At 67.1% G+C, this 18,457-nt stretch carries 19 protein-coding genes; 6 read left to right on the top strand and 13 right to left on the bottom strand.

Annotated elements, in window-relative coordinates; translation table 11 throughout:
• Window positions 1–15 precede the first annotated feature (15 nt).
• The 4 genes from lpxK to adk all read left to right on the top strand — a co-directional run bounded on the left by lpxK (window position 16) and on the right by adk (window position 2,800).
• Window positions 16–1,065, top strand: a complete 1,050-nt coding sequence (lpxK, locus tag F615_RS0101310) for a tetraacyldisaccharide 4'-kinase (RefSeq protein ID WP_033370840.1) — start codon at window positions 16–18, stop codon at window positions 1,063–1,065.
• Window positions 1,065–1,265, top strand: coding sequence for a Trm112 family protein (locus F615_RS0101305; RefSeq protein WP_019559367.1), 201 nt, complete (start codon window positions 1,065–1,067; stop codon window positions 1,263–1,265). Before lpxK ends, F615_RS0101305 begins: the two co-directional genes overlap by 1 nt.
• Complete coding sequence (kdsB, locus tag F615_RS0101300) at window positions 1,262–2,017, top strand: 3-deoxy-manno-octulosonate cytidylyltransferase (RefSeq protein ID WP_019559366.1); 756 nt, start codon at window positions 1,262–1,264, stop codon at window positions 2,015–2,017. The genes F615_RS0101305 and kdsB overlap by 4 nt, the downstream gene beginning before the upstream one ends.
• Before the next feature lie 129 nt (window positions 2,018–2,146).
• Window positions 2,147–2,800 carry an adenylate kinase gene (adk, locus tag F615_RS0101295; RefSeq protein ID WP_026329922.1) on the top strand — a complete coding sequence of 218 codons (654 nt, stop codon included), beginning with the start codon at window positions 2,147–2,149 and terminating at the stop codon, window positions 2,798–2,800.
• Between the two features lie 12 nt (window positions 2,801–2,812).
• Here the strand turns inward: adk and F615_RS0101290 are convergent, their stop codons facing one another.
• The 13 genes from F615_RS0101290 to F615_RS0101230 all read right to left on the bottom strand — a co-directional run bounded on the left by F615_RS0101290 (window position 2,813) and on the right by F615_RS0101230 (window position 15,702).
• Window positions 2,813–3,208 (bottom strand): RidA family protein, encoded by a 396-nt coding sequence (locus F615_RS0101290; protein WP_019559364.1) that lies wholly within the window; start codon window positions 3,206–3,208, stop codon window positions 2,813–2,815.
• Window positions 3,205–3,660, bottom strand: a complete 456-nt coding sequence (locus F615_RS0101285) for an acyl-CoA thioesterase (RefSeq protein WP_019559363.1) — start codon at window positions 3,658–3,660, stop codon at window positions 3,205–3,207. The genes F615_RS0101290 and F615_RS0101285 overlap by 4 nt, the downstream gene beginning before the upstream one ends.
• Window positions 3,661–3,662: 2 nt before the next feature.
• The gene (locus tag F615_RS0101280; RefSeq protein WP_026329921.1) at window positions 3,663–4,373 is read right to left on the bottom strand and encodes an ABC transporter ATP-binding protein; all 711 of its coding nucleotides are present in this window, start codon (window positions 4,371–4,373) and stop codon (window positions 3,663–3,665) included.
• Window positions 4,370–5,137 (bottom strand): ABC transporter ATP-binding protein, encoded by a 768-nt coding sequence (locus tag F615_RS0101275; protein WP_019559361.1) that lies wholly within the window; start codon window positions 5,135–5,137, stop codon window positions 4,370–4,372. Before F615_RS0101275 ends, F615_RS0101280 begins: the two co-directional genes overlap by 4 nt.
• The gene (locus F615_RS0101270; RefSeq protein WP_019559360.1) at window positions 5,134–6,165 is read right to left on the bottom strand and encodes a branched-chain amino acid ABC transporter permease; all 1,032 of its coding nucleotides are present in this window, start codon (window positions 6,163–6,165) and stop codon (window positions 5,134–5,136) included. The genes F615_RS0101275 and F615_RS0101270 overlap by 4 nt, the downstream gene beginning before the upstream one ends.
• A 7-nt stretch (window positions 6,166–6,172) precedes the next feature.
• Entirely contained in the window at window positions 6,173–7,093 is a 921-nt protein-coding gene (locus F615_RS0101265) for a branched-chain amino acid ABC transporter permease (protein ID WP_019559359.1), read from the bottom strand.
• Window positions 7,094–7,108: 15 nt separating this feature from the next.
• The gene (locus F615_RS0101260; RefSeq protein WP_019559358.1) at window positions 7,109–8,290 is read right to left on the bottom strand and encodes an ABC transporter substrate-binding protein; all 1,182 of its coding nucleotides are present in this window, start codon (window positions 8,288–8,290) and stop codon (window positions 7,109–7,111) included.
• A gap of 71 nt (window positions 8,291–8,361) precedes the next feature.
• Entirely contained in the window at window positions 8,362–9,993 is a 1,632-nt protein-coding gene (locus F615_RS0101255) for an AMP-binding protein (protein ID WP_026329919.1), read from the bottom strand.
• Window positions 9,990–11,168 (bottom strand): acyl-CoA dehydrogenase family protein, encoded by a 1,179-nt coding sequence (locus F615_RS0101250; RefSeq protein WP_019559356.1) that lies wholly within the window; start codon window positions 11,166–11,168, stop codon window positions 9,990–9,992. The genes F615_RS0101255 and F615_RS0101250 overlap by 4 nt, the downstream gene beginning before the upstream one ends.
• 1 nt (window position 11,169) lies before the next feature.
• Window positions 11,170–12,036: an enoyl-CoA hydratase family protein gene (locus tag F615_RS0101245; protein ID WP_019559355.1), complete on the bottom strand. Its 867-nt coding sequence runs from the start codon at window positions 12,034–12,036 to the stop codon at window positions 11,170–11,172.
• Entirely contained in the window at window positions 12,033–12,587 is a 555-nt protein-coding gene (locus tag F615_RS0101240) for a MarR family winged helix-turn-helix transcriptional regulator (protein ID WP_019559354.1), read from the bottom strand. The genes F615_RS0101245 and F615_RS0101240 overlap by 4 nt, the downstream gene beginning before the upstream one ends.
• Window positions 12,584–13,348, bottom strand: coding sequence for an SDR family NAD(P)-dependent oxidoreductase (locus F615_RS0101235; protein WP_019559353.1), 765 nt, complete (start codon window positions 13,346–13,348; stop codon window positions 12,584–12,586). Before F615_RS0101235 ends, F615_RS0101240 begins: the two co-directional genes overlap by 4 nt.
• Before the next feature lie 2 nt (window positions 13,349–13,350).
• Window positions 13,351–15,702, bottom strand: coding sequence for a bifunctional salicylyl-CoA 5-hydroxylase/oxidoreductase (locus F615_RS0101230; protein WP_026329917.1), 2,352 nt, complete (start codon window positions 15,700–15,702; stop codon window positions 13,351–13,353).
• Between the two features lie 199 nt (window positions 15,703–15,901).
• Here F615_RS0101230 and F615_RS0101225 point away from each other — a divergent pair, with 199 nt between their 5' ends.
• Both F615_RS0101225 and F615_RS0101220 read left to right on the top strand, forming a co-directional pair.
• Entirely contained in the window at window positions 15,902–16,660 is a 759-nt protein-coding gene (locus tag F615_RS0101225) for a 3-hydroxyacyl-CoA dehydrogenase (RefSeq protein ID WP_019559351.1), read from the top strand.
• 9 nt (window positions 16,661–16,669) lie between these two features.
• A complete protein-coding gene (locus tag F615_RS0101220; protein ID WP_019559350.1) occupies window positions 16,670–18,457 on the top strand; it encodes a gamma-glutamyltransferase family protein in 1,788 nt (595 codons plus the stop codon).

Here is an 18,457-nt window from a genome sequence, read left to right as displayed (position 1 = left end):
ATTCGGTCCTTGCCCATGCCCGTGTCCGTCAGGGTCGCGATGCGCCTGCAGGCCGCTTGGAGCCGACGCGGCCCGCTGGCCTGTGTCCTGTGGCCGCTGTCGTGGCTGTACCGGGCGCTGGCCACGTGGCATGGTCGCGCCTATGCCTGGGGGCTGCGGCCCCGTGAACGCTTGCCCTGCCCCGTGGTCGTCGTGGGCAATGTGGTGGCCGGCGGTGCCGGTAAAACGCCGACGGTCATTGCCACCGTGCGCGCGCTACGAGCCGCCGGTGAACGCCCCGGCATCGTTTCTCGCGGCTATGGCCGCAGCAGCCGGGGTCTGTGCGAAGTCACCTCCCACAGCCCCGCCACCGAGGTCGGCGATGAGCCCTTGCTCATGCACCTGCGAACCGGCGCCCCGGTGGCCGTGGGGCACCACCGTGCCGCAGCCGGCCGCTTCTTGTTGGCACGGCATCCCGAACTCACCGTGATCGTCTGCGACGACGGCCTGCAACATCCCCGCCTGGCTCGCGATGTCGAGGTGTTGGTGTTCGACGAACGCGGCATCGGCAACGGCTGGTGGCTGCCGGCCGGGCCACTGCGTGACCATGCAGACCGCCGCGCCGACCTGGTGCTGTACAACGCACCGGCGGCCTCGACGGCGCGGGCGGGCTGGCTGGCTCGGCGGGCCCTGGGGCCAGCGATCCCGCTGGCTCAGTGGTGGCAGGGCGCCCACACCGGACGCCCCCTATCCACCCTGGCCGACACCCGCGTGCTGGCCGTGGCCGGCATCGCCCATCCGCAACGCTATTTCGACATGCTGCGTGCAGCCGGCTTACACCTCGACACCCTCGCGCTGGCCGACCATCACGTCTACACGGAGGCGCCCTGGCGCGGCCATCCTGCCGACGTCGTGTTGCTGACCGAAAAAGACGCCGTCAAACTGCCCCCGGGCTCGGCGCTGGCCAGTGACCCTCGGCTGCATGTGGTCGCGCTAGACTTCGAGCCCGATCCGCACTATCACTTGGCCTTGCAACACCTGCTGCAAGGCGTTCGAGCCGCCCAGGCGGCGCAGGAAGAACACTGATGGACACCCGATTGATGGAATTGCTGGTGTGCCCCCTGTGCAAGGGGCCGCTGCAGCACGATCAACAGGCGCGCGAGCTGATTTGCAAAGCCGACCGTCTGGCCTACCCGATCCGCGACGGCATCCCGGTGATGCTCGAGAGCGAGGCACGCAGCCTGGATACCGCGGAGTCCGCGCCGACGGAGGTGGAGGCTCCGTGAGTTTTACCGTCCTCATCCCGGCCCGGCTCGGATCCACCCGCCTGCCGCGCAAGCCGCTGGCGGATCTGGCCGGCGTGCCCATGGTGGTGCGGGTGGCACACCGGGCCCAGGCCAGCGAGGCGCACCAAGTGGTGGTGGCAGCCGATCACCCCGACATCGTGCACGCCTGCCAGGCCCATGGCGTGCGGGCCTTGCTGACGCGCAGCGACCATCCCACAGGCAGTGACCGCTTGGCCGAAGCCTGCGAGCAACTGGACCTGGGCGACCACGAAGTGGTGGTGAATGTGCAGGGGGACGAGCCCCTGATCGATCCGGCTCTGATCGATGCGACCGCCGCAGCGCTGATGATGCGCGACGACTGCGTGATGAGCACCGTGGCCCACGAAATCAGCTCACCGGCCGAATTCACGAATCCCAATGTCGTGAAGCTGGTGTGTGACGCGGCCGGGCGTGCACTGTACTTTTCGCGCGCGCCCTTGCCCTGGTGGCGCGATGGCTACGCGCAGGGCATCCGAACGCTCAGTCATCCGGCGCCCTTGCGCCACATCGGCATCTATGGGTACCACGCCGGCTTTCTGAGGCGTTTTCCGTCCTTGCCACCCAGCCCGCTGGAGCACATCGAGTCTTTGGAGCAGTTGCGCGTGCTGTGGCATGGCCATCGCATTGCCGTGCACGTGAGCGAGACCTTGCCTGCACCGGGGGTGGACACCCCCGAGGACCTCGAGCGCGTGCGCAAGCTGCTGGGCGGCTGAAAGCCAGCGCCCTGTCACGGGGAAACCCTGCCAAGTGCGTCAGTTTCGCGCAGGGCACCCCGTGATATCCTCGCCCGCAACTGGTGCCGGGCGCGCCGCGCCCGGCATGGCATTTTCCAAAGGATCCTCATGCGATTGATACTCTTGGGCGCACCCGGCGCAGGCAAAGGCACGCAAGCCAAATTCATCTGTCAGAAATTCGGCATCCCGCAGATCTCCACCGGCGACATGCTGCGCGCGGCCGTCAAGGCTGGCACACCCTTGGGGCTGGAGGCCAAGAAGGTCATGGACGCTGGCGGTTTGGTCAGCGACGACATCATCATCGGCTTGGTCAAGGAGCGCATCGCGCAGCCCGATTGCGCCAACGGCTTCCTCTTCGATGGCTTTCCCCGCACCATCCCGCAGGCCGATGCCATGAAAGCCGCTGGCGTCAAGCTGGATTACGTGCTGGAGATCGACGTGCCCGACGAGGCCATCATCGAACGCATGAGCGGGCGGCGTGTGCATGCGCCTTCGGGGCGCACCTATCACATCAAGTACAACCCGCCCAAGGTGCCAGGCAAGGACGATGTGACCGGCGAAGACCTGATCCAGCGCGACGACGACAAGGAAGAGACGGTGCGCAAGCGGCTGCAGGTCTATCAAAGCCAAACCCGTCCGCTGGTGGACTACTACTCACAGTGGGCCGCCTCCGGCGATCCGATGGCGCCGAAATATCGCCGCATCGAGGGGCTGGGGTCGGTCGAAGACATCACCGCGCGGGCGCTGGCCGCCCTCAGTTGAGGGTTCGGCAGATCACGCATCGGGTATCACCGCGGTCACTTCGATCTCTACCTTGGCCCGGTCTTCGATGAGGGCCGACACTTCGATCGCGGTCATCGCGGCGTGGTAGTGACCAATGAGTTCTTTGTAAGCGCGGCCGATGTCGCGCTGCTGAGCGAGGTACTCGCGCTTGTCGGTCAGGTACCAGGTCATGCGCACGATGTGCTCCGGCCGGGCGCCCGCTTCGGCCAAGACCGCCACGACATTGGCCAGCGCTTGCCGGACCTGCCCGGCCAGTTCGTCGGTGTGAAACCGCCCCTGGGCATCCCAGCCGATCATCCCGGCGACGAACACCATCTGGCCGCGCACGGCCACGCCGTTGGCATAGCCCTTGGGTCGCGGCCAGTCCGGGGGTTGCAAAATCTTCATGTTCGATCTCCGTGTCGTGGGGACGCACGGTCCAGCAGTGCTCGACGCATGTCCTCGGGAATGGGGATGCTGCGATGGGTGTCCAGCGATGTGGTGACCAGCACTTGGCGGGCCGTGACGCGGGCTTGGTCGCCACAGCGCGCTCCCCAGTCCACGCTGAACGAAGCCCTGCCCACGCGCTGGAGCGTCAAACCCAGCGTGAGGATCTCGCCCATACGGCTCGGGGCGATGAAGTCACAGGTCAGGCTGACCGTGGGCAGCCCGGTGCGGCGCGGGCCCAGGATCTCGGCATAGGGCAGGCCCAAAGCCTCGGTGAACCAGTCTTCGACCAGTTGGTTGAACATCACCAGATACTGAGGATAGAACACCAACCCGGCCGGGTCGCAGTGCGAAAAGCGAATGAGCTGCGGGCGCTCGAAGGCGTGACGCTGTGCAATCCCTGGCATGAGCATGCTCACACGCCGATATAGCGATGCCACAGAGCGGGGTCGGCCCCGAGCTGTCGTGAATCGCCCTGCCAGGCCGCCCGGCCGCGCTCGATGATGGTGTGATGGTCGGCCAGGCGCACCAAGCGTTGCACATATTTGTCGATCACGAGCAGGGTCTGCCCCTGCTGACGCAGCGCGGCCAAACAGCGCCAGATGTCCTCGCGGATCAAGGGCGCCAGGCCCTCGGTGGCTTCGTCCAGCACCAGCAGGCGCGGATTGGTCATCAAGGCCCGGCCGATGGCCAGCATTTGCTGCTCGCCGCCGGACAGCTGGTTGCCGAGGTGGCTGGCACGCTCCTTCAGCCGAGGAAAGAGCAAGTACACGCGCTCGAGGGTCCACGGCTCGGCGCAGGCGCAGCGATTGGCTGCGAAGGCCAGCAGGTTCTCTTGCACCGTGAGATTGGGAAAGATCCGACGCCCTTCGGGCACCACGGCCAGCCCCATGCGCGCAATGCGGTCGGGCGCTCGCCCATCGATGCGCTCGCCAAGGAAGCGGATCTCTCCTGCGTGGGGACGCAGCAGGCCCAGGATCGATCGCACCGTGGTGGTCTTGCCCATGCCATTGCGGCCCAGCAGCGTGGCCATCTGGCCGGCGGACAGGCTCAGATCGATGCCAAACAGCACCTGACTGCGGCCGTACCCGGCCTCCAAATTACGGACTTCTAACAAGGCGCTCATGCCACGGTGGCCTCGAGTTCGTCGCCCAAGTACGCGCGCTTGACCTCGGGATGCTCGCGGATGGCTTGCGGGCTGCCGCTGGCGATGATGCGGCCGGCCACCAGGGTGGAGATGCGGTCGGCCAAACGGAACACCGCATCCATGTCGTGCTCCACCAGCAGCATGGTCAGCTCGCGGCGCAGGTTTTGCAGCAAGCCGACCATGCGCTCGGACTCCTCCGGCCCCATGCCCGCCATGGGCTCGTCCAGCAGCAGCAGCTTGGGCCGCGTGGCCACCGCCAGCCCCAGTTCGAGCTGCCGCTGCTCGCCGTGAGCCAGGGCGGCGCCCAGAGCATCCAGCCGCGCGCCCAGACCCACGCGCTGTGCGATGTCGGCGGCTTCCTCGTATCGAGCCCGCTCCTGCCGGGCAGGACGCCAGAACTGCAGGCTCGAGCCCTGACGGGCCTGGATGGCCAAGGCCAAGTTGTCCAGCACGCTCAGACGCTTGAAAATGCTGGTGATTTGGTACGACCTCACCAAGCCGCGCAGCACACGTGCATGCATCGGCAAGCGGGTGATGTCTTGGCCCTCGAAGTCGATGGATCCGGCATCGGGCCGCAGCGCGCCCGAGATTTGATGGATCAGGGTGGTTTTGCCGGCTCCGTTGGGGCCGATCAAGGCATGCACCTCCCCAGGCCACACCTCCAAGCTGGCCTGGTCAGTCGCCGTCAAACCGCTGAAGCGCTTGACCAAGCCTTTGAGTTCGAGCAGCGGTGTCGCGCTCATGGCAACTCCTTCGCGAACAACCCCATCAGGCCCCGCGGGGCCGCCAGCACCACCAGCAACAACACCGCCCCCACGCCGAACTGCCAATGGATGGTGTAGCCCAACGCAATTTCCTCCAGCAGCAGAAAGACCACTGCACCGACGAAGCCGCCGTACAGATGGCCGACGCCACCGAGGATGACCATGATCATCAGCGCGCCGGACTGCTGCCAGCTCATCAAGGCCGGGCTGACGATGCCACTGTGGTTGGCCATCAGCGCGCCGGCCAGGCCGGCCATGGCGCCGGCCAGCACGAAAGCCACGAGCTTGTAGCGATACACCGCAAAGCCGATGGCCACCATGCGCGTCTCGTTTTCGCGCTGGGCTTGCAGCACATGACCGAAGCGGGCATTGAGCAGCCGCCAGATGAAGACGAAGCAGGCGGCGAATAGAACCAGCACCACGTAGTAGAAGTGCATGTCCTCACGCAGGTTCAGCCCCAGGCCCAGCTCGCTGCGCTGCGGCAGCGGCAGGCCATCCTCGCCGCCATAGTCGCGCAGCGAGATCATCACGTAGTAGAGCATTTGGGCAAAGGCCAGTGTGATCATGATGAAGTACACGCCGCGCGTGCGCAGGCTGATCGCACCGATGCCCAGCGCGAACAGGCCGCCCATCAGGGCCGCCAGAGGCCAGCTCACCCAGGCCGAGACCACGCCATGGACCATGGCGATGCCCACGGTGTAGGCCCCGATGCCCAAGAACGCCGCATGGCCGAAGCTCACCATGCCACCGAAGCCCAGGATGAGGTTGAGACTGGTGGCAGCCAGCGCCAGAATGAGGATGCGACTGCCCAGACTGATGTAAAAGGCCTCGTCCAACGCCTGCGCCACCAGCGGGAAGGCCACGAGCAGCACCAGCACGGGCAAGGCCCAGCGCAGGTGCAGCCGATGGTCCAGCAGCCCTTGCGGCGGCATGGGTGCCGTGTTCTGCGGCAGCGCTTGGCCGGCCATGGAGTCGGTGCTCGCAGTGGCGTGCATCGAGTCGCTCATGATGTCTTCAACCTCGCGCCGGGAACAGCCCTGCGGGCTTCCAGAACAGCACCACGGCCATCAGGACGTAAATCAGGATCGAGGCCAGCGCCGGCCCCACGCCGGAGGCCGCAGCCGGCCCCAGCAGGCCACTGAGGGCCACGGGAACGAAGGTGCGTCCCAGCGTATCGACCACGCCCACCAGCAGCGAGCCCATCAGGGCACCACGCACCGAGCCGATGCCGCCGATCACGATGACCACGAAGGCCAGGATCAGGATGTTCTCGCCCATGCCCACCTGCACGGCCACCAGCGGGCCCAGCAGACCGCCGGCCACGGCGCACAATGCCGCGCCCACACCGAAGACCGCCGTGAACAGCCTGCGCACGTCCGCCCCCATGGCCAGCGCCATCTCGCGGTCGGAGGCGCCAGCACGCACTTGCATGCCCACCCGCGTGCGCGTGATGAGCAGAAACAGGCCCAAGGCGACGGCCAGCCCGACCCCGATGATGAGCAGTCGGTACGCGGGATAGCTGAAGCCATCCCAGAGCTCGACCGGGCCGGCCAGCGCCGCCGGCGGGTTGAGCAAGATGGGCTGGGACCCCCAGATCATGCGCACGGCTTCGTTGCACATGAGCAGAATCGCAAAAGTGCCCAGCACCTGGGAGATGTGATCACGCTGGTACAGTCGCCGCAGGATGGTGAACTCCAAGGCCATGCCGAAGATCGCCGTGCCCACGACGCCGGCAGCCAACCCCGCGGCAAAGGAGGCCGACGCCTGGGCCACGGCCGCCGTGAGGTAGGCGCCCACCATGTAGAGCGAGCCGTGGGCCAGGTTGATCATGTCCATGATGCCGAAGACCAGGGTCAGCCCGGCCGCCAGCAAAAAGAGCATGAGTCCGAATTGCAGGCCGTTGAGAGCCTGCTCGAGGATGAGCGTCAGGGTCACGGTCGCGCCTTGGGTTTATTTCATGTTGCAGGCGCCCACGTAGGCGTCGACATGGTTCTTGAACACCGTGCCCAAAGTGCGGTTGGTGATACGGCCCTGGGCATCCTTGTGCACGATGCGCAGGTAGTAGTCCTGGATGGGGTACTGATTGGTGTTGAACTTGAACGCCCCGCGCACGGACTTGAAGTTGGCGGCTTGCAGCGCCTTACGCAACGCGGCCTTGTCCTCGATCTTGCCCTTGACGTCACGCACGGCGGCATCGATGAGCATGGCCGCGTCATAGCCTTGCGAGGCATACAGCGACGGCAGACGGCCGTACTCCTTTTGGAAATCGGCCACGAAACGCTTGTTCTGCGGGTTGTCGAGGTCATGCGCCCATTGCGAGGTGTTGAACATGCCCAGCATGGGCTCGCCCACCGCGCGAATGACGTCCTCGTCGGCCGAGAAGCCGGGGCCGAACAAAGTGGTGTCCTTGGACATGCCCGAGGCCACGAACTGCTTGATGAAGTTGATGCCCATGCCGCCGGGCAGGAAGATGTACATGGCATCGGGCCGGGCCGCGCGCACCTGGGCCAGTTCGGCCGCATAGTCGAGCTGGCCCAGGCGGGTGTAGATCTCCGAGACCACCTCGCCGCCTTGGTAGTAGCGCTTGAATCCGGTCAGGGCGTCTTTGCCGGCCGGATAGTTGGGCGCCAGCAAGGCCACGCGCTTGTAGCCCTTGTCGGCCACCGTCTTGCCCACGGCTTCGTGCAGGTTGTCGTTCTGCCAGGCCACGTTGAAGAAGTAGGGATTGCACTGCTGGCCGGCATATTGCGAAGGGCCGGCGTTGGCGCTGATATAGAAAGTTTGGTTCTCGAAGATGGGTTGGCCCACGGCCAGCATCACGTTGGAGAAGACCACACCGGTCATGAAATCCACCCGGTCGCGCTTGAGGAGGCGCTCGGTGGCTTGTTTGGCGGCATCCGGGCTTTGCTGGTCGTCGACGATGATCACCTCGGCGGGCAAGCCGCCGAGCTTGCCGCCGGTGTGCTTGAGCGCGAGGTTGAAGCCGTCACGGATGTCGATGCCCAGGCCGGCCCCCGGTCCGGACAGCGTGCTGAGGAAGCCAATCTTCACTTTGTCGGCCGCCAGGGCCGGCATGGCCAGCGCGCCGGTTGCCAGCACGGCGCACACCAGGGGTCGTGGAATCAGTCGCATGGGACATTCTCCTTGGTTGAGAGATCAGGCCGCCGAGCATGCCCGAGCCGGGCCGTTCAGGGTGAGCGGGTTCATACCGAGCGCAGCTTGAATCGCTGCAGCTTGCCCGTCTCGGTGCGCGGCAACTGCTCGCGAAACTCGATCGCACGCGGATACTTGTAGGGTGCCACGGTGCGCTTGGCGAAGTCTTGCAGCTCGCGCACCATGGCCTGGCTCGGCACATGGCCCTCGCGCAGCACCACGAAGGCCTTGACGATCTGGCCGCGCTGCTCGTCGGGCACACCGATCACGCCGCATTCGGCCACGGCCGGATGCTGCAGCAGGCAGTCCTCCACCTCGACGGCGGCGATGTTGTAGCCGGCCGAGACGATCAAGTCGTCGGTGCGGGACTGGTAGTGGAAATAGCCATCCTCGTCCACAATGTAAGCATCCCCCGTGAGATTCCAGCCATGCTGGACGTACTGGCGCTGGCGCTCGTCGGCCAGGTAGCGGCAGCCCGTGGGGCCTTTGACCGCCAAACGACCCAAGGTGCCTGGAGGCACCGGGCGCCCTTCGTCGTCGAGCACGCAGGCTTGGTAGCCGGGCACGACGGTGCCGGTGGCGCCAGGACGGGCATGCGCCTCGTCGGCCGAGATGAAGATGTGCAGCATCTCGGTCGAACCGATGCCGTCGATCATCTCGATGCCGGTGTGCTCCTTCCACAGCGCGCGCGTGGCCACCGGCAAGGCTTCTCCAGCGGACACACATTTGCGCAGGCTGCCGCCGCGGGGCGCGCCGATGCGCAGCTGGCCGGCCTGTGCTGCCATCGCACGGTAGGACGTAGGCGCCGTGAAGAGCACCGTGGCGCCAAAGCGTGGAATGGCCTCCAGCAACATCGGCGGACTGGCCTTGTCCAGCAGCACGCTGCAGGCCCCGATGCTCATCGGAAACAGCAGCAGACCGCCCAAGCCGAAGGTGAAGGCCAGCGGAGGGCTGCCGATGAAGACATCGTCGGCACGGGCCTTGAGCACATGACGCGGCCAGCACGCACAGACGGCCATCACGTCACGGTGGAAGTGCATCGTGCCCTTGGGCACGCCGGTGGTGCCCGAGGTGAAGGCGATCAGGCAAATGTCGTCCGCAGCGGTGTGGACATTGTCAAAGGACGGTGATTGCCGCGCCATCGCGGCCTCCAAACCCTGGGGCGTCTCCTCATGGAAGTAGCGGATCTCGCGCAGCACCGGATGCTGGGCCGCGGCCAACTGCAGTTCCGCCGCCAGCGCGGCGTCGCACAGCGCATGGCTGACCTGGGCCTTGTCGATGATCTGACCCAGCTCTTTGGCGCGCAGCAGCGGCATGGTGGCCACCGCGATGCCGCCGGCCTTCATCACCGCGAACCAGCAGGCGGCCATCATCGGGTTGTTGGGCGCACGCAGCAACACCCGGTTGCCCGGCACCAGGCCCATCTCACGCACCAGCACATGCGCGATGCGGTTGGCCCGGTCTTGCAGATCGGCATAGGTCCAACGCACGCCCCCCGGGGCCTGCAAGCACAGGCGCTCGCCCTGGCCCTGCGCCACCCAGCGGTCCAACAGCTCGGTGGCACAGTTCAATCTGTCGGGGAACTGCAGCTCGGGCAGCTCGAAGAGAAACTCAGGCTGCCACTGTGGCGGCGGCAGACGGTCGCGGGCGAAGGTGTCCACGTGCGAGGTTCTCGTCGTCATGGCTGGCCCCTTTCCTTCACGTCTTTGAGCAGTTCGCGGGCGATGATGAGCTGCTGTACCTCGGTGGCGCCCTCATAGATGCGCAAGGCGCGGATCTCCCGGTACAGGCGCTCGACCGGCATCTCGCGAACCACCCCGAGCCCGCCGAAGATCTGCACGGCCGCATCGATGACTTGCTGCGCCCCCTCGGTGGCGCACATCTTGGCCATCGCCGCCTCGCGCGTGACACCACGGCCTTGGTCGCGCTGCCAGGCTGCTCGGTACGTGAGCAGGGCCGCGCTGTCCACCGTGGCGGCCATCTCGGCCAACTTGGCCTGGGTGAGCTGGAAATCGGCCAGACGCTGGCCGAACATCCGCCGTGTGGTGGCGCGCTGCAGCGCCTCGTCCAGGGCGCGGCGGGCAAAGCCCAGGGCAGCGGCTGCCACCGAGGTGCGAAAGACATCGAGCGTGCGCATGGCCAGCTTGAAGCCTTCGCCGGCCGGCCCGATGCGCTGGCCTGCCGGCACGCGGCAGCCGGCCAAACGCAGCCGGGCCAACGGATGTGGAGCGATCACCTCGATGCGCTCGGCAATCTCCAAACCGGGCGTGCCCGCCTCGACGATGAACGCGGAGATGCCCCGCGCCCCGGGTGCTTCGCCCGTGCGGGCGAACACCACGTAAAAGTCGGCAATGCCGCCATTGGAAATCCAGGTCTTCTCTCCATCGAGGACATAGTCGCCGCCCTCCTGGCGGGCCGTGCAGGCCATCGCCGCCACGTCCGAGCCGGCTTCGGGTTCGGACAGTGCAAAGGCGGCAATGGCCTCACCGCGGACCACACGCGGCAGCCAGGCAGCGCGCTGCTCGGGGCTGCCAGCCAGGCTGATCGCCCCGGAGCCCAGCCCTTGCATGGCAAACGCAAAGTCGGCCAGACCCGAGTGACGCGCCAGGGTTTCGCGGATCAGACAAAGGGCACGGGTGTCGATGGTTTCGCCCGCCCCACCGTGGGCCGTGCCCGCCACCGCATGGCGCAACCAGCCGCCCTGCCCGAGCGCACGCACCAGCGCGCGACACGCGGCATCGACGTCGTGATCGTGAACCTGCGGCACGTGAACGCGCGCCCAGGCCTCGATCCCCCGTGCGAGTTCCCGGTGACGTGGCTCGAAGAATGGCCAGTCCAGGTCGGCGGTATCGGCCATCTCAGTTCCCCTGGAACACCGGGCGCTGCTTGGCCACGAAGGCCTCATAGGCGCGACGGAAGTCCTCGGTCAGCATGCAAATCGCCTGCGCCTGGGCCTCGGCCTCGATGGCCTGGTCCAGCCCCATGTTCCACTCCTGGTGCAACATGGTCTTGGTGATGCCGTTCGCAAAGGTCGGGCCGGCGGCGATCTCGCGGGCCCATTGCCAGGATTCTGGCACCAGGGCCTCGGGCGCACACAAGCGGTTGAAAAAGCCCCATTGCAGGCCTTCCTCGCCGCCCAGCGTGCGGCCGGTGTAGAGCAGCTCGCTTGCACGCCCCTGACCGATGATCCGCGGCAACATGGCGCAGGCTCCCATGTCGCAGCCGGCCAGACCGACGCGGTTGAACAGAAAGGCCGTCTTGCTGCGCGCAGTGCCCAATCGCAGGTCGCTGGCCATGGCCAGGATGGCACCGGCGCCTGCGCACACCCCGTCGACCGCCGCGATGATCGGCTGCGGACAGGCCCGCATCGCTTTGACCACGTCACCGGTCATGCGCGTGAACATCAGCAGCTCGGGGGCCTTGAGCTGCACCAGCGGGCCAATGATCTCGTGCACGTCGCCGCCCGAGCAGAAATTGCCCCCCGCGCCCGAGAGCACCACGGCCTTGACATCTACCGCATGCTGCAGGGCCCGGAAGAGGTCGCGCAGCTCGGCATAGGCATCGAAGGTGAGCGGGTTCTTGCGCTGCGGGCGGCTCAGGGTGATTTGAGCCACGCCGTGGTCGCACTGCCACAGGAAGTGGCGTGCACCGTAGCCCGCGAGTTCACGCCGGTTGCCGGCAGCCAGGGCCGGGTCCAGGCCAATGGGTGTGGAGGGATCGCTCATGCAAGCTCACTCGATGCAGTGGATGACGAAGGAGCGGCTTGGCGTGCGGCCATGTGCACACGCAGCTCGCCCAGCAGCTCGTACAGGACCTTGCGATCGGACGCTCGCAAGTCGGAAAAGAACTCGATGACCCAGGCCTCGTGTTCGGCGGCGATGCGCTCGAAAACGCGGCGGCCTTCGGCGGTGAGCCGCAGCTGAAATGCACGCCGATCCTCGGGGGACGGCTCGCGCAAGACGAGCCCCTCCTTCTCCAGCTCGTCGGTCAGCCCGGTGATGCTGCCGCCGGTGACCATCCGGTAGCGCGACAAGGCGCTCATGCGCAAACCTTCGGGATGTCGGTACAACTGAGCCAGGTAGTCGAAGCGGGACAAGGTGATGCCAAAGCGCGCACGCAGACGCTTGCGGATCTCGGTTTCGATCTGGGTGCTGCAGGCCAACAAGCGCAACCATAGCTTGAGCGCCATGTGATCGTCCGAGGCCGCGCGCGCCTCCAAGCCGATGCTGTGCTCATCCAGGCCGCTCACGAGACGGAGTTTGGAGCCGCGCTTCACATGACCTCCCCGCCACTGACCGAGATCGCCTGCCCCGTCACCGCCGCGGCGGCCTCTGCGCACAACCAGGCCACCGCATCGGCCACCTCCTCAGGCTGCACCAGGCGGCCCTGGGGGTTGGCGGCGGTCAACTCGGCACGCACCTGGGCTGGGCTGCGTCCGGTCTTGGCGACGATGCCTTCGATGCTGTGGCGCAGCAGGTCGGTCTCGGTATAGCCCGGGCACACGGCATTGACCGTGATGCCCTGGCGGGCCAGCTCCAAAGCCAACGCGCGTGTCAGGCCCACCACCCCATGCTTGGCCGCGGTATAGGCCGTGACGTAGGCATAGCCGCGCAAGCCGGCCGTGCTGGCGACGTTGACGATGCGGCCCCAGCCGGCCTGCAGCAGATCAGGCAGCGCAGCGCGAGTGCACAGGTAGGTGCCGGTGAGGTTGACATCGAGCATGCGCTGCCACAGCGCCACATCGGTCTTGGCCAAGGGCGCGCTTTCGGCCTGGCCGGCGTTGTTCACGAGGATCTCCACTGGGCCAGACACCTCACGCGCCCGGGCAAAGGCCCGTTCCACCGACGCCGCGTCGGCCACGTCCACGGCCGCCACCGCATGCCCCTGACCCGGCAATTGCGCGCGCAGGGCTTCGAGGGCCTGCGCCGTGCGCCCCATCAGCGTGAGCCGGTGCCCCTGCGCGGCCAGACGGCGCGCAATGGCCGCACCGATGCCGCGAGCCGCACCGGTGATGACGGCATGTCGCGCGGTGACCATGCTCACACCCCCAAGGCTCGGTTGGCCTGTTCGGCCGCGGCCAGGCGGCCTGACATCGCCCTCTCACGCTCGAGGTTGCGCTCGAGCTGGCTCTTGGCCGACAGATACTGCACCGGCCAGTCCACATCGCCATAGCCGAGCCGGGCAGCCTCCAGCAGCGTCCATGACGGGTTGGCCAAGTGCGGGCGTGCGATCGCACACAAATCGGCCCGGCCGGCGGCGATGATGCCGTTGACCTGGTCGGCCTCGGTGATGGCCCCAACCGCGATCGTGGCGATGCCGGCCTCGTTGCGCACGCGGTCGGCAAAAGGCGTCTGGTACATGCGGCCGTACACCGGCTTTTGATGGGGGCTGACCTGACCCGAGGAACAATCGATCACATCGGCGCCCACGGCCTTGAAGGCCCGGCCGATGGCCACTGCATCGTCCGGGGTGATGCCGCCTTCCACCCAGTCGTGCGCGGAAATGCGCACCGACATCGGGCGATCCTGCGGCCAGACCTCGCGCAGCGCGGTAAACACCTCCAGCGGGTAGCGCAAGCGGTTGGCCAGCGACCCACCGTAGTCGTCGGTGCGCCGGTTGGTCAGCGGCGAAATGAAGCTCGACAGCAGGTAGCCATGTGCGCAGTGCAACTCCAGCCAGTCGAAACCGGCCTGCGCCGCACGCCGGGCCGCCGCCACGAAGTCTTCGCGCACGCGATCCATGTCCTGGCGAGTCATGGCACGCGGCAGTGGCCCATCGTCGAGGTAGGGCACAGCCGAGGCGGACAGCAGCGGCCAATTGCCCTTGCGCAGCGGCCGATCGCCCCCGTCGTCCTGCCAGGGAATGTTCGTCGAGCCCTTGGCACCCGCATGTCCGAGCTGCATGCCGATCTTGGCATCGGTGTGGGTGTGCACGTAATCGACGATGCGCTTCCAGGCCTCGCGCTGGGCATCGTTCCACAGGCCCGGACACCCCGGGGTGATGCGCGCCTCGGGCGACACGCAAGTCATCTCGGCAAACACCAAGGCGGCCCCGCCCATGGCCCGCGCCCCCAAGTGCACCAGGTGATAGTCGCCCGGCAGCCCCTCGACGGCCGAGTATTGCGCCATCGGCGAGACGACCACACGGTTCTTCAAGGTCACGCCGCGCACGCTGAAGGGCGTGAACATCGGCGGCACCGGCGCGCGGCCGGCTCGTGACGGCCCCCCGCAGCGCTCGGCCAGCCAGCGCTCGAAGCCCTCCACATACGCTTTGTCACGCAAACGCAGGTTCTCGTGGCTGATGCGCTGACTGCGCGTCAACAACGAGTAGGCGAACTGCTCGGGCGGCAAGTTCACATAACGTGAGACGTTCTCGAACCACTCGGTCGAATTGCGCGCCGCATTCTGGATGCGCAGCACCTCGACGCTGCGCACGGCTTCGTAGTCGCGCAAAGCCGCGGCCAGGTCGCCGGGATGACGCTGGATGCTGCGCACCAGCTCGATCGCATCCTCCAGCGCCAGCTTGGTGCCCGAGCCGATCGAGAAATGAGCCGTGTGGGCCGCATCGCCCATCAACACCACCGGTGCGCGGCCGTTGTGATGCACCCAGGTCTTGCACACCACGCGCGGAAACTTGATCCACTGCGCCGAGCCCCGCAGGTGGGCGGCATTGGACATCAGCTTGTGGCCATCGAGGTACTTGGCGAAGAGCCGCTCGCAAAAGGCGATGGACTCCTCCTTCCCCATCTTGTCCAGCCCCGCTTTGAGCCAGACCTCCTCCGGCGTCTCGACGATGAAGGTGGATGTGTGGGCATCGTAGCGGTAGGCATGCGCCTGGAACCAGCCGTGTTCGGTCTCCTCGAACGCGAAGGTGAAGGCTTCGAACAGCTTGTGCGTACCCAACCACACGAAGCGGCAGCGCCGCACATCGATGTCGGGCTGGAAGATCGCGGCGTACTTGTTGCGAATGCGGCTGTTGAGCCCGTCGCTGGCGATGATGAGATCGGCATCGGGAAACTCTTCATCGCCGCCCACTTCGGTCTCGAACACCAGCTTGACCCCCAGGGCCTCACAACGAGCCTGCAGGATGTTGAGCAGACGCTTGCGCCCGATGCCGCAAAAGCCATGCCCGCCCGAGCGGATCGTGCGTCCGCGAATGTGCACGTCGATGTCGTCCCAGTGGTTGAAGGCGTCGAGGATCTGCGAGGCCGTCTCGGGGTCGGCCTGCTGCAAGTTGCCCAGGGTCTGATCCGAAAACACCACCCCCCAGCCGAAAGTGTCATACGGGCGATGCCGCTCGACCACGGTGACGTCATGGGACGGATCGGCACGCTTCATCAGCAATGCAAAGTACAGGCCGGCCGGGCCGCCTCCGATGCACACGATCCTCATGCCCATGACCCCAAGAGGTGGTGATGAAATTAATTTAGACCTCAAGTATTTGGTATTCAAGCAATTCACCCTTAGGATCAACCCCACCCGGGTTTTCACCGGGGCCTTCGGTCGCCCTTTCGGCCGTTGCGAGGTTTGGGCCACAATTGACGTTTACGTCAACGTCATTTCGACCCCCATCCACACGAGGAGCGCATTCATGGACATTCAAGGCAAAGTCTTCATCGTCACCGGTGGTGCCTCGGGCCTGGGCGAAGGCACGGCGCGCATGCTGGCGCGTGAAGGCGGCAAAGTCGTGATCGCCGACCTGCAGGTCGACAAGGGCGAGGCCGTGGCCCGCGACATCGGCGGCGCGTTCGTGAAATGCGACGTGGCCAGTGAGGACGATGGCAAGGCCGTGGTCGCCCAAGCCGTCGCGTTGGGCAAGCTGGTGGGCCTGGTCAACTGTGCCGGCATCGCTCCGGCGGTCAAGACCGTCGGCAAAGACGGCGCCCATCCGCTGGCCGTCTTCACCAAGACGATCACCGTCAACCTGATCGGCACCTTCAACATGATCCGCCTGGCGGCCGAGGCCATGTGCAAAAACGACCCCGAGCCCACGGGCGAGCGCGGCGTGCTGATCTCCACCGCCTCGGTGGCAGCCTATGACGGCCAAATTGGACAAGCGGCCTATTCCGCCTCCAAGGGCGGGGTGGTCGGCATGACGCTGCCGATTGCCCGCGACCTGGCACGCAACGGCATTCGCAACATGACGATCGCCCCTGGCATCTTCGGCACACCCATGCTGTTTGGCATGCCCAAAGAGGTGCAAGACGCCCTGGCCGCCAGCGTGCCCTTCCCCAGCCGCCTGGGCACCCCCGAGGATTACGCCAAGCTCGTGCACCAGATCATCACCAACGAGATGCTCAACGGCGAGGTGATCCGCCTGGACGGCGCGATCCGGCTGGCACCCCGCTGAGCCCCTGCCATGCGAGGCCTCGCAGCGTGCGCCGCGTCGCTGGCCCTGCTGCTGGGCTGCGCGGCGGCGCCAACGCCGGACACCGCCCGGCCGCACCAGCCGGAGGCAGCCTCGGGTGTGCGCCAACACTCGGCCGTGCTCGTGCGCGAGCAGGCCGTGGCCGCCGCACACCCGTTGGCCGCCGACGCCGGCTGGCGCATGCTGCGCGCCGGCGGCACGGCTGCGGATGCGGCCATCGCTGCGCAATTGGTCCTCACCCTCGTCGAACCACAATCCAGCGGCATCGGCGGCGGCGCCTTCCTGCTGCACTGGGACGGCCAACGGCTCGACGCCTGGGACGGCCGCGAAACCGCCCCGGCGGCTGCTGACGAAGGTCTGTTCCTCGATGCCCAAGGCCGCCCGTTGCCCTTTCGCGAGGCCGTCGTTGGTGGCTTGTCGGTAGGCACACCCGGCCTGATGCGCCTGTTGGAGGCCGTCCATCGGGCCCACGGCCGCTTGCCTTGGGCCCAGCTCTTCGAGCCTGCCATCGCATTGGCCGATGAAGGCTTTGCGGTCGGGCCGCGCCTGCACGCCCTGCTGCGATCCGATGAACACCTGCGGCGCGACCCGGCCGCCGCCGCCTACTTCTACGGCCCCGACGGCGCCCCCCATCCCGTGGGCCACCGGCTGCGCAACCCGGCGCTGGCGGCCATCCTGCGCACGCTGGCCCGCGAGGGGGCCGATGCTTTCTATCGTGGGCCGATCGCCCGCAGCATCGTGGCCAAGGTCCGTAACCACCCGGTGCGCCCCGGACGCCTGAGCGAAGCCGACCTGGCCGCCTACCAGGTGCGGCGGCGCGAAGCCCTGTGCAGCCCCTGGCGCACGTGGCAGGTGTGCGGCTTCCCGCCACCGTCGTCTGGCCATCTGGCCATCGCGCAGATCCTGGGCCTGCTCGAACACGTGGCCCCACCCGCAGCGGCGCGGCCAGCGGCCTTGCCCGGCCCCGACTTCCTGCATGCCTACGCCGAAGCCTCCCGGCTGGCCTTTGCCGACCGCGCCCAGTACGTGGCCGACCCGGATTTCGTCGCGCCGCCGGCAGGTCACTGGAGCAGCCTGCTCGCCCCCGCCTACCTGGCCGAACGCGCCCGGCTGATCAGCCCGCACGCGATGCCGAGAGCGCGACCCGGCCGCCCCGGGGGCCAGCACAGCGTCTGGGCCCCTCAGCCCGAGGCCCCCGAGCGCGGCACCTCGCATCTGTCGGTCATCGACCGCGAGGGCCGCGCCGTGGCGATGACCACGACGATCGAGGATGCCTTCGGTGCCCGGCAACTCGTCGATGGCGGCACAGGCCTGCCCGGCGGCTTCTTGCTCAACAACCAGCTCACCGACTTCGCCTTCGTTCCCACCGATGCCCACGGCCGGCCCGTGGCCAACCGGGTCGAACCCGGCAAGCGCCCTCGCTCGTCGATGAGCCCCACGCTGGTCTTCGAGCGCGCCGGCGGCCAGCTCGTGCTCAACGTGGGCTCGCCCGGCGGAGCGTGGATCATCCATTACACCGCCAAAGTACTGCTGGGCACCCTGGCCTGGGGCCTGGACGCGCAGCAGGCCATCGACCAGCCCAACTTCGGCACCACCGGCGGGCCCTTGCTGCTGGAGGAAGGGCGCTTTCCAGCCGCCACACTGGAGGCGCTGCGCCGGCGTGGACACACGGTGCGCGAAGCCCCCATGACCAGCGGCGCCCAGGCCCTGCAGCGTCAGCCTCGCGGCTGGCTGGGGGCTGCCGATCCACGCCGCGAAGGCGCGGTGCGCGGCCAGTGA

Origin of the sequence: Caldimonas manganoxidans ATCC BAA-369 (assembly GCF_000381125.1) — a bacterium.
GTDB lineage: Bacteria > Pseudomonadota > Gammaproteobacteria > Burkholderiales > Burkholderiaceae_C > Caldimonas > Caldimonas manganoxidans.
Note: the sequence above shows the minus strand (reverse complement) of the source record. Positions and strands in the feature narration are given on the sequence as shown.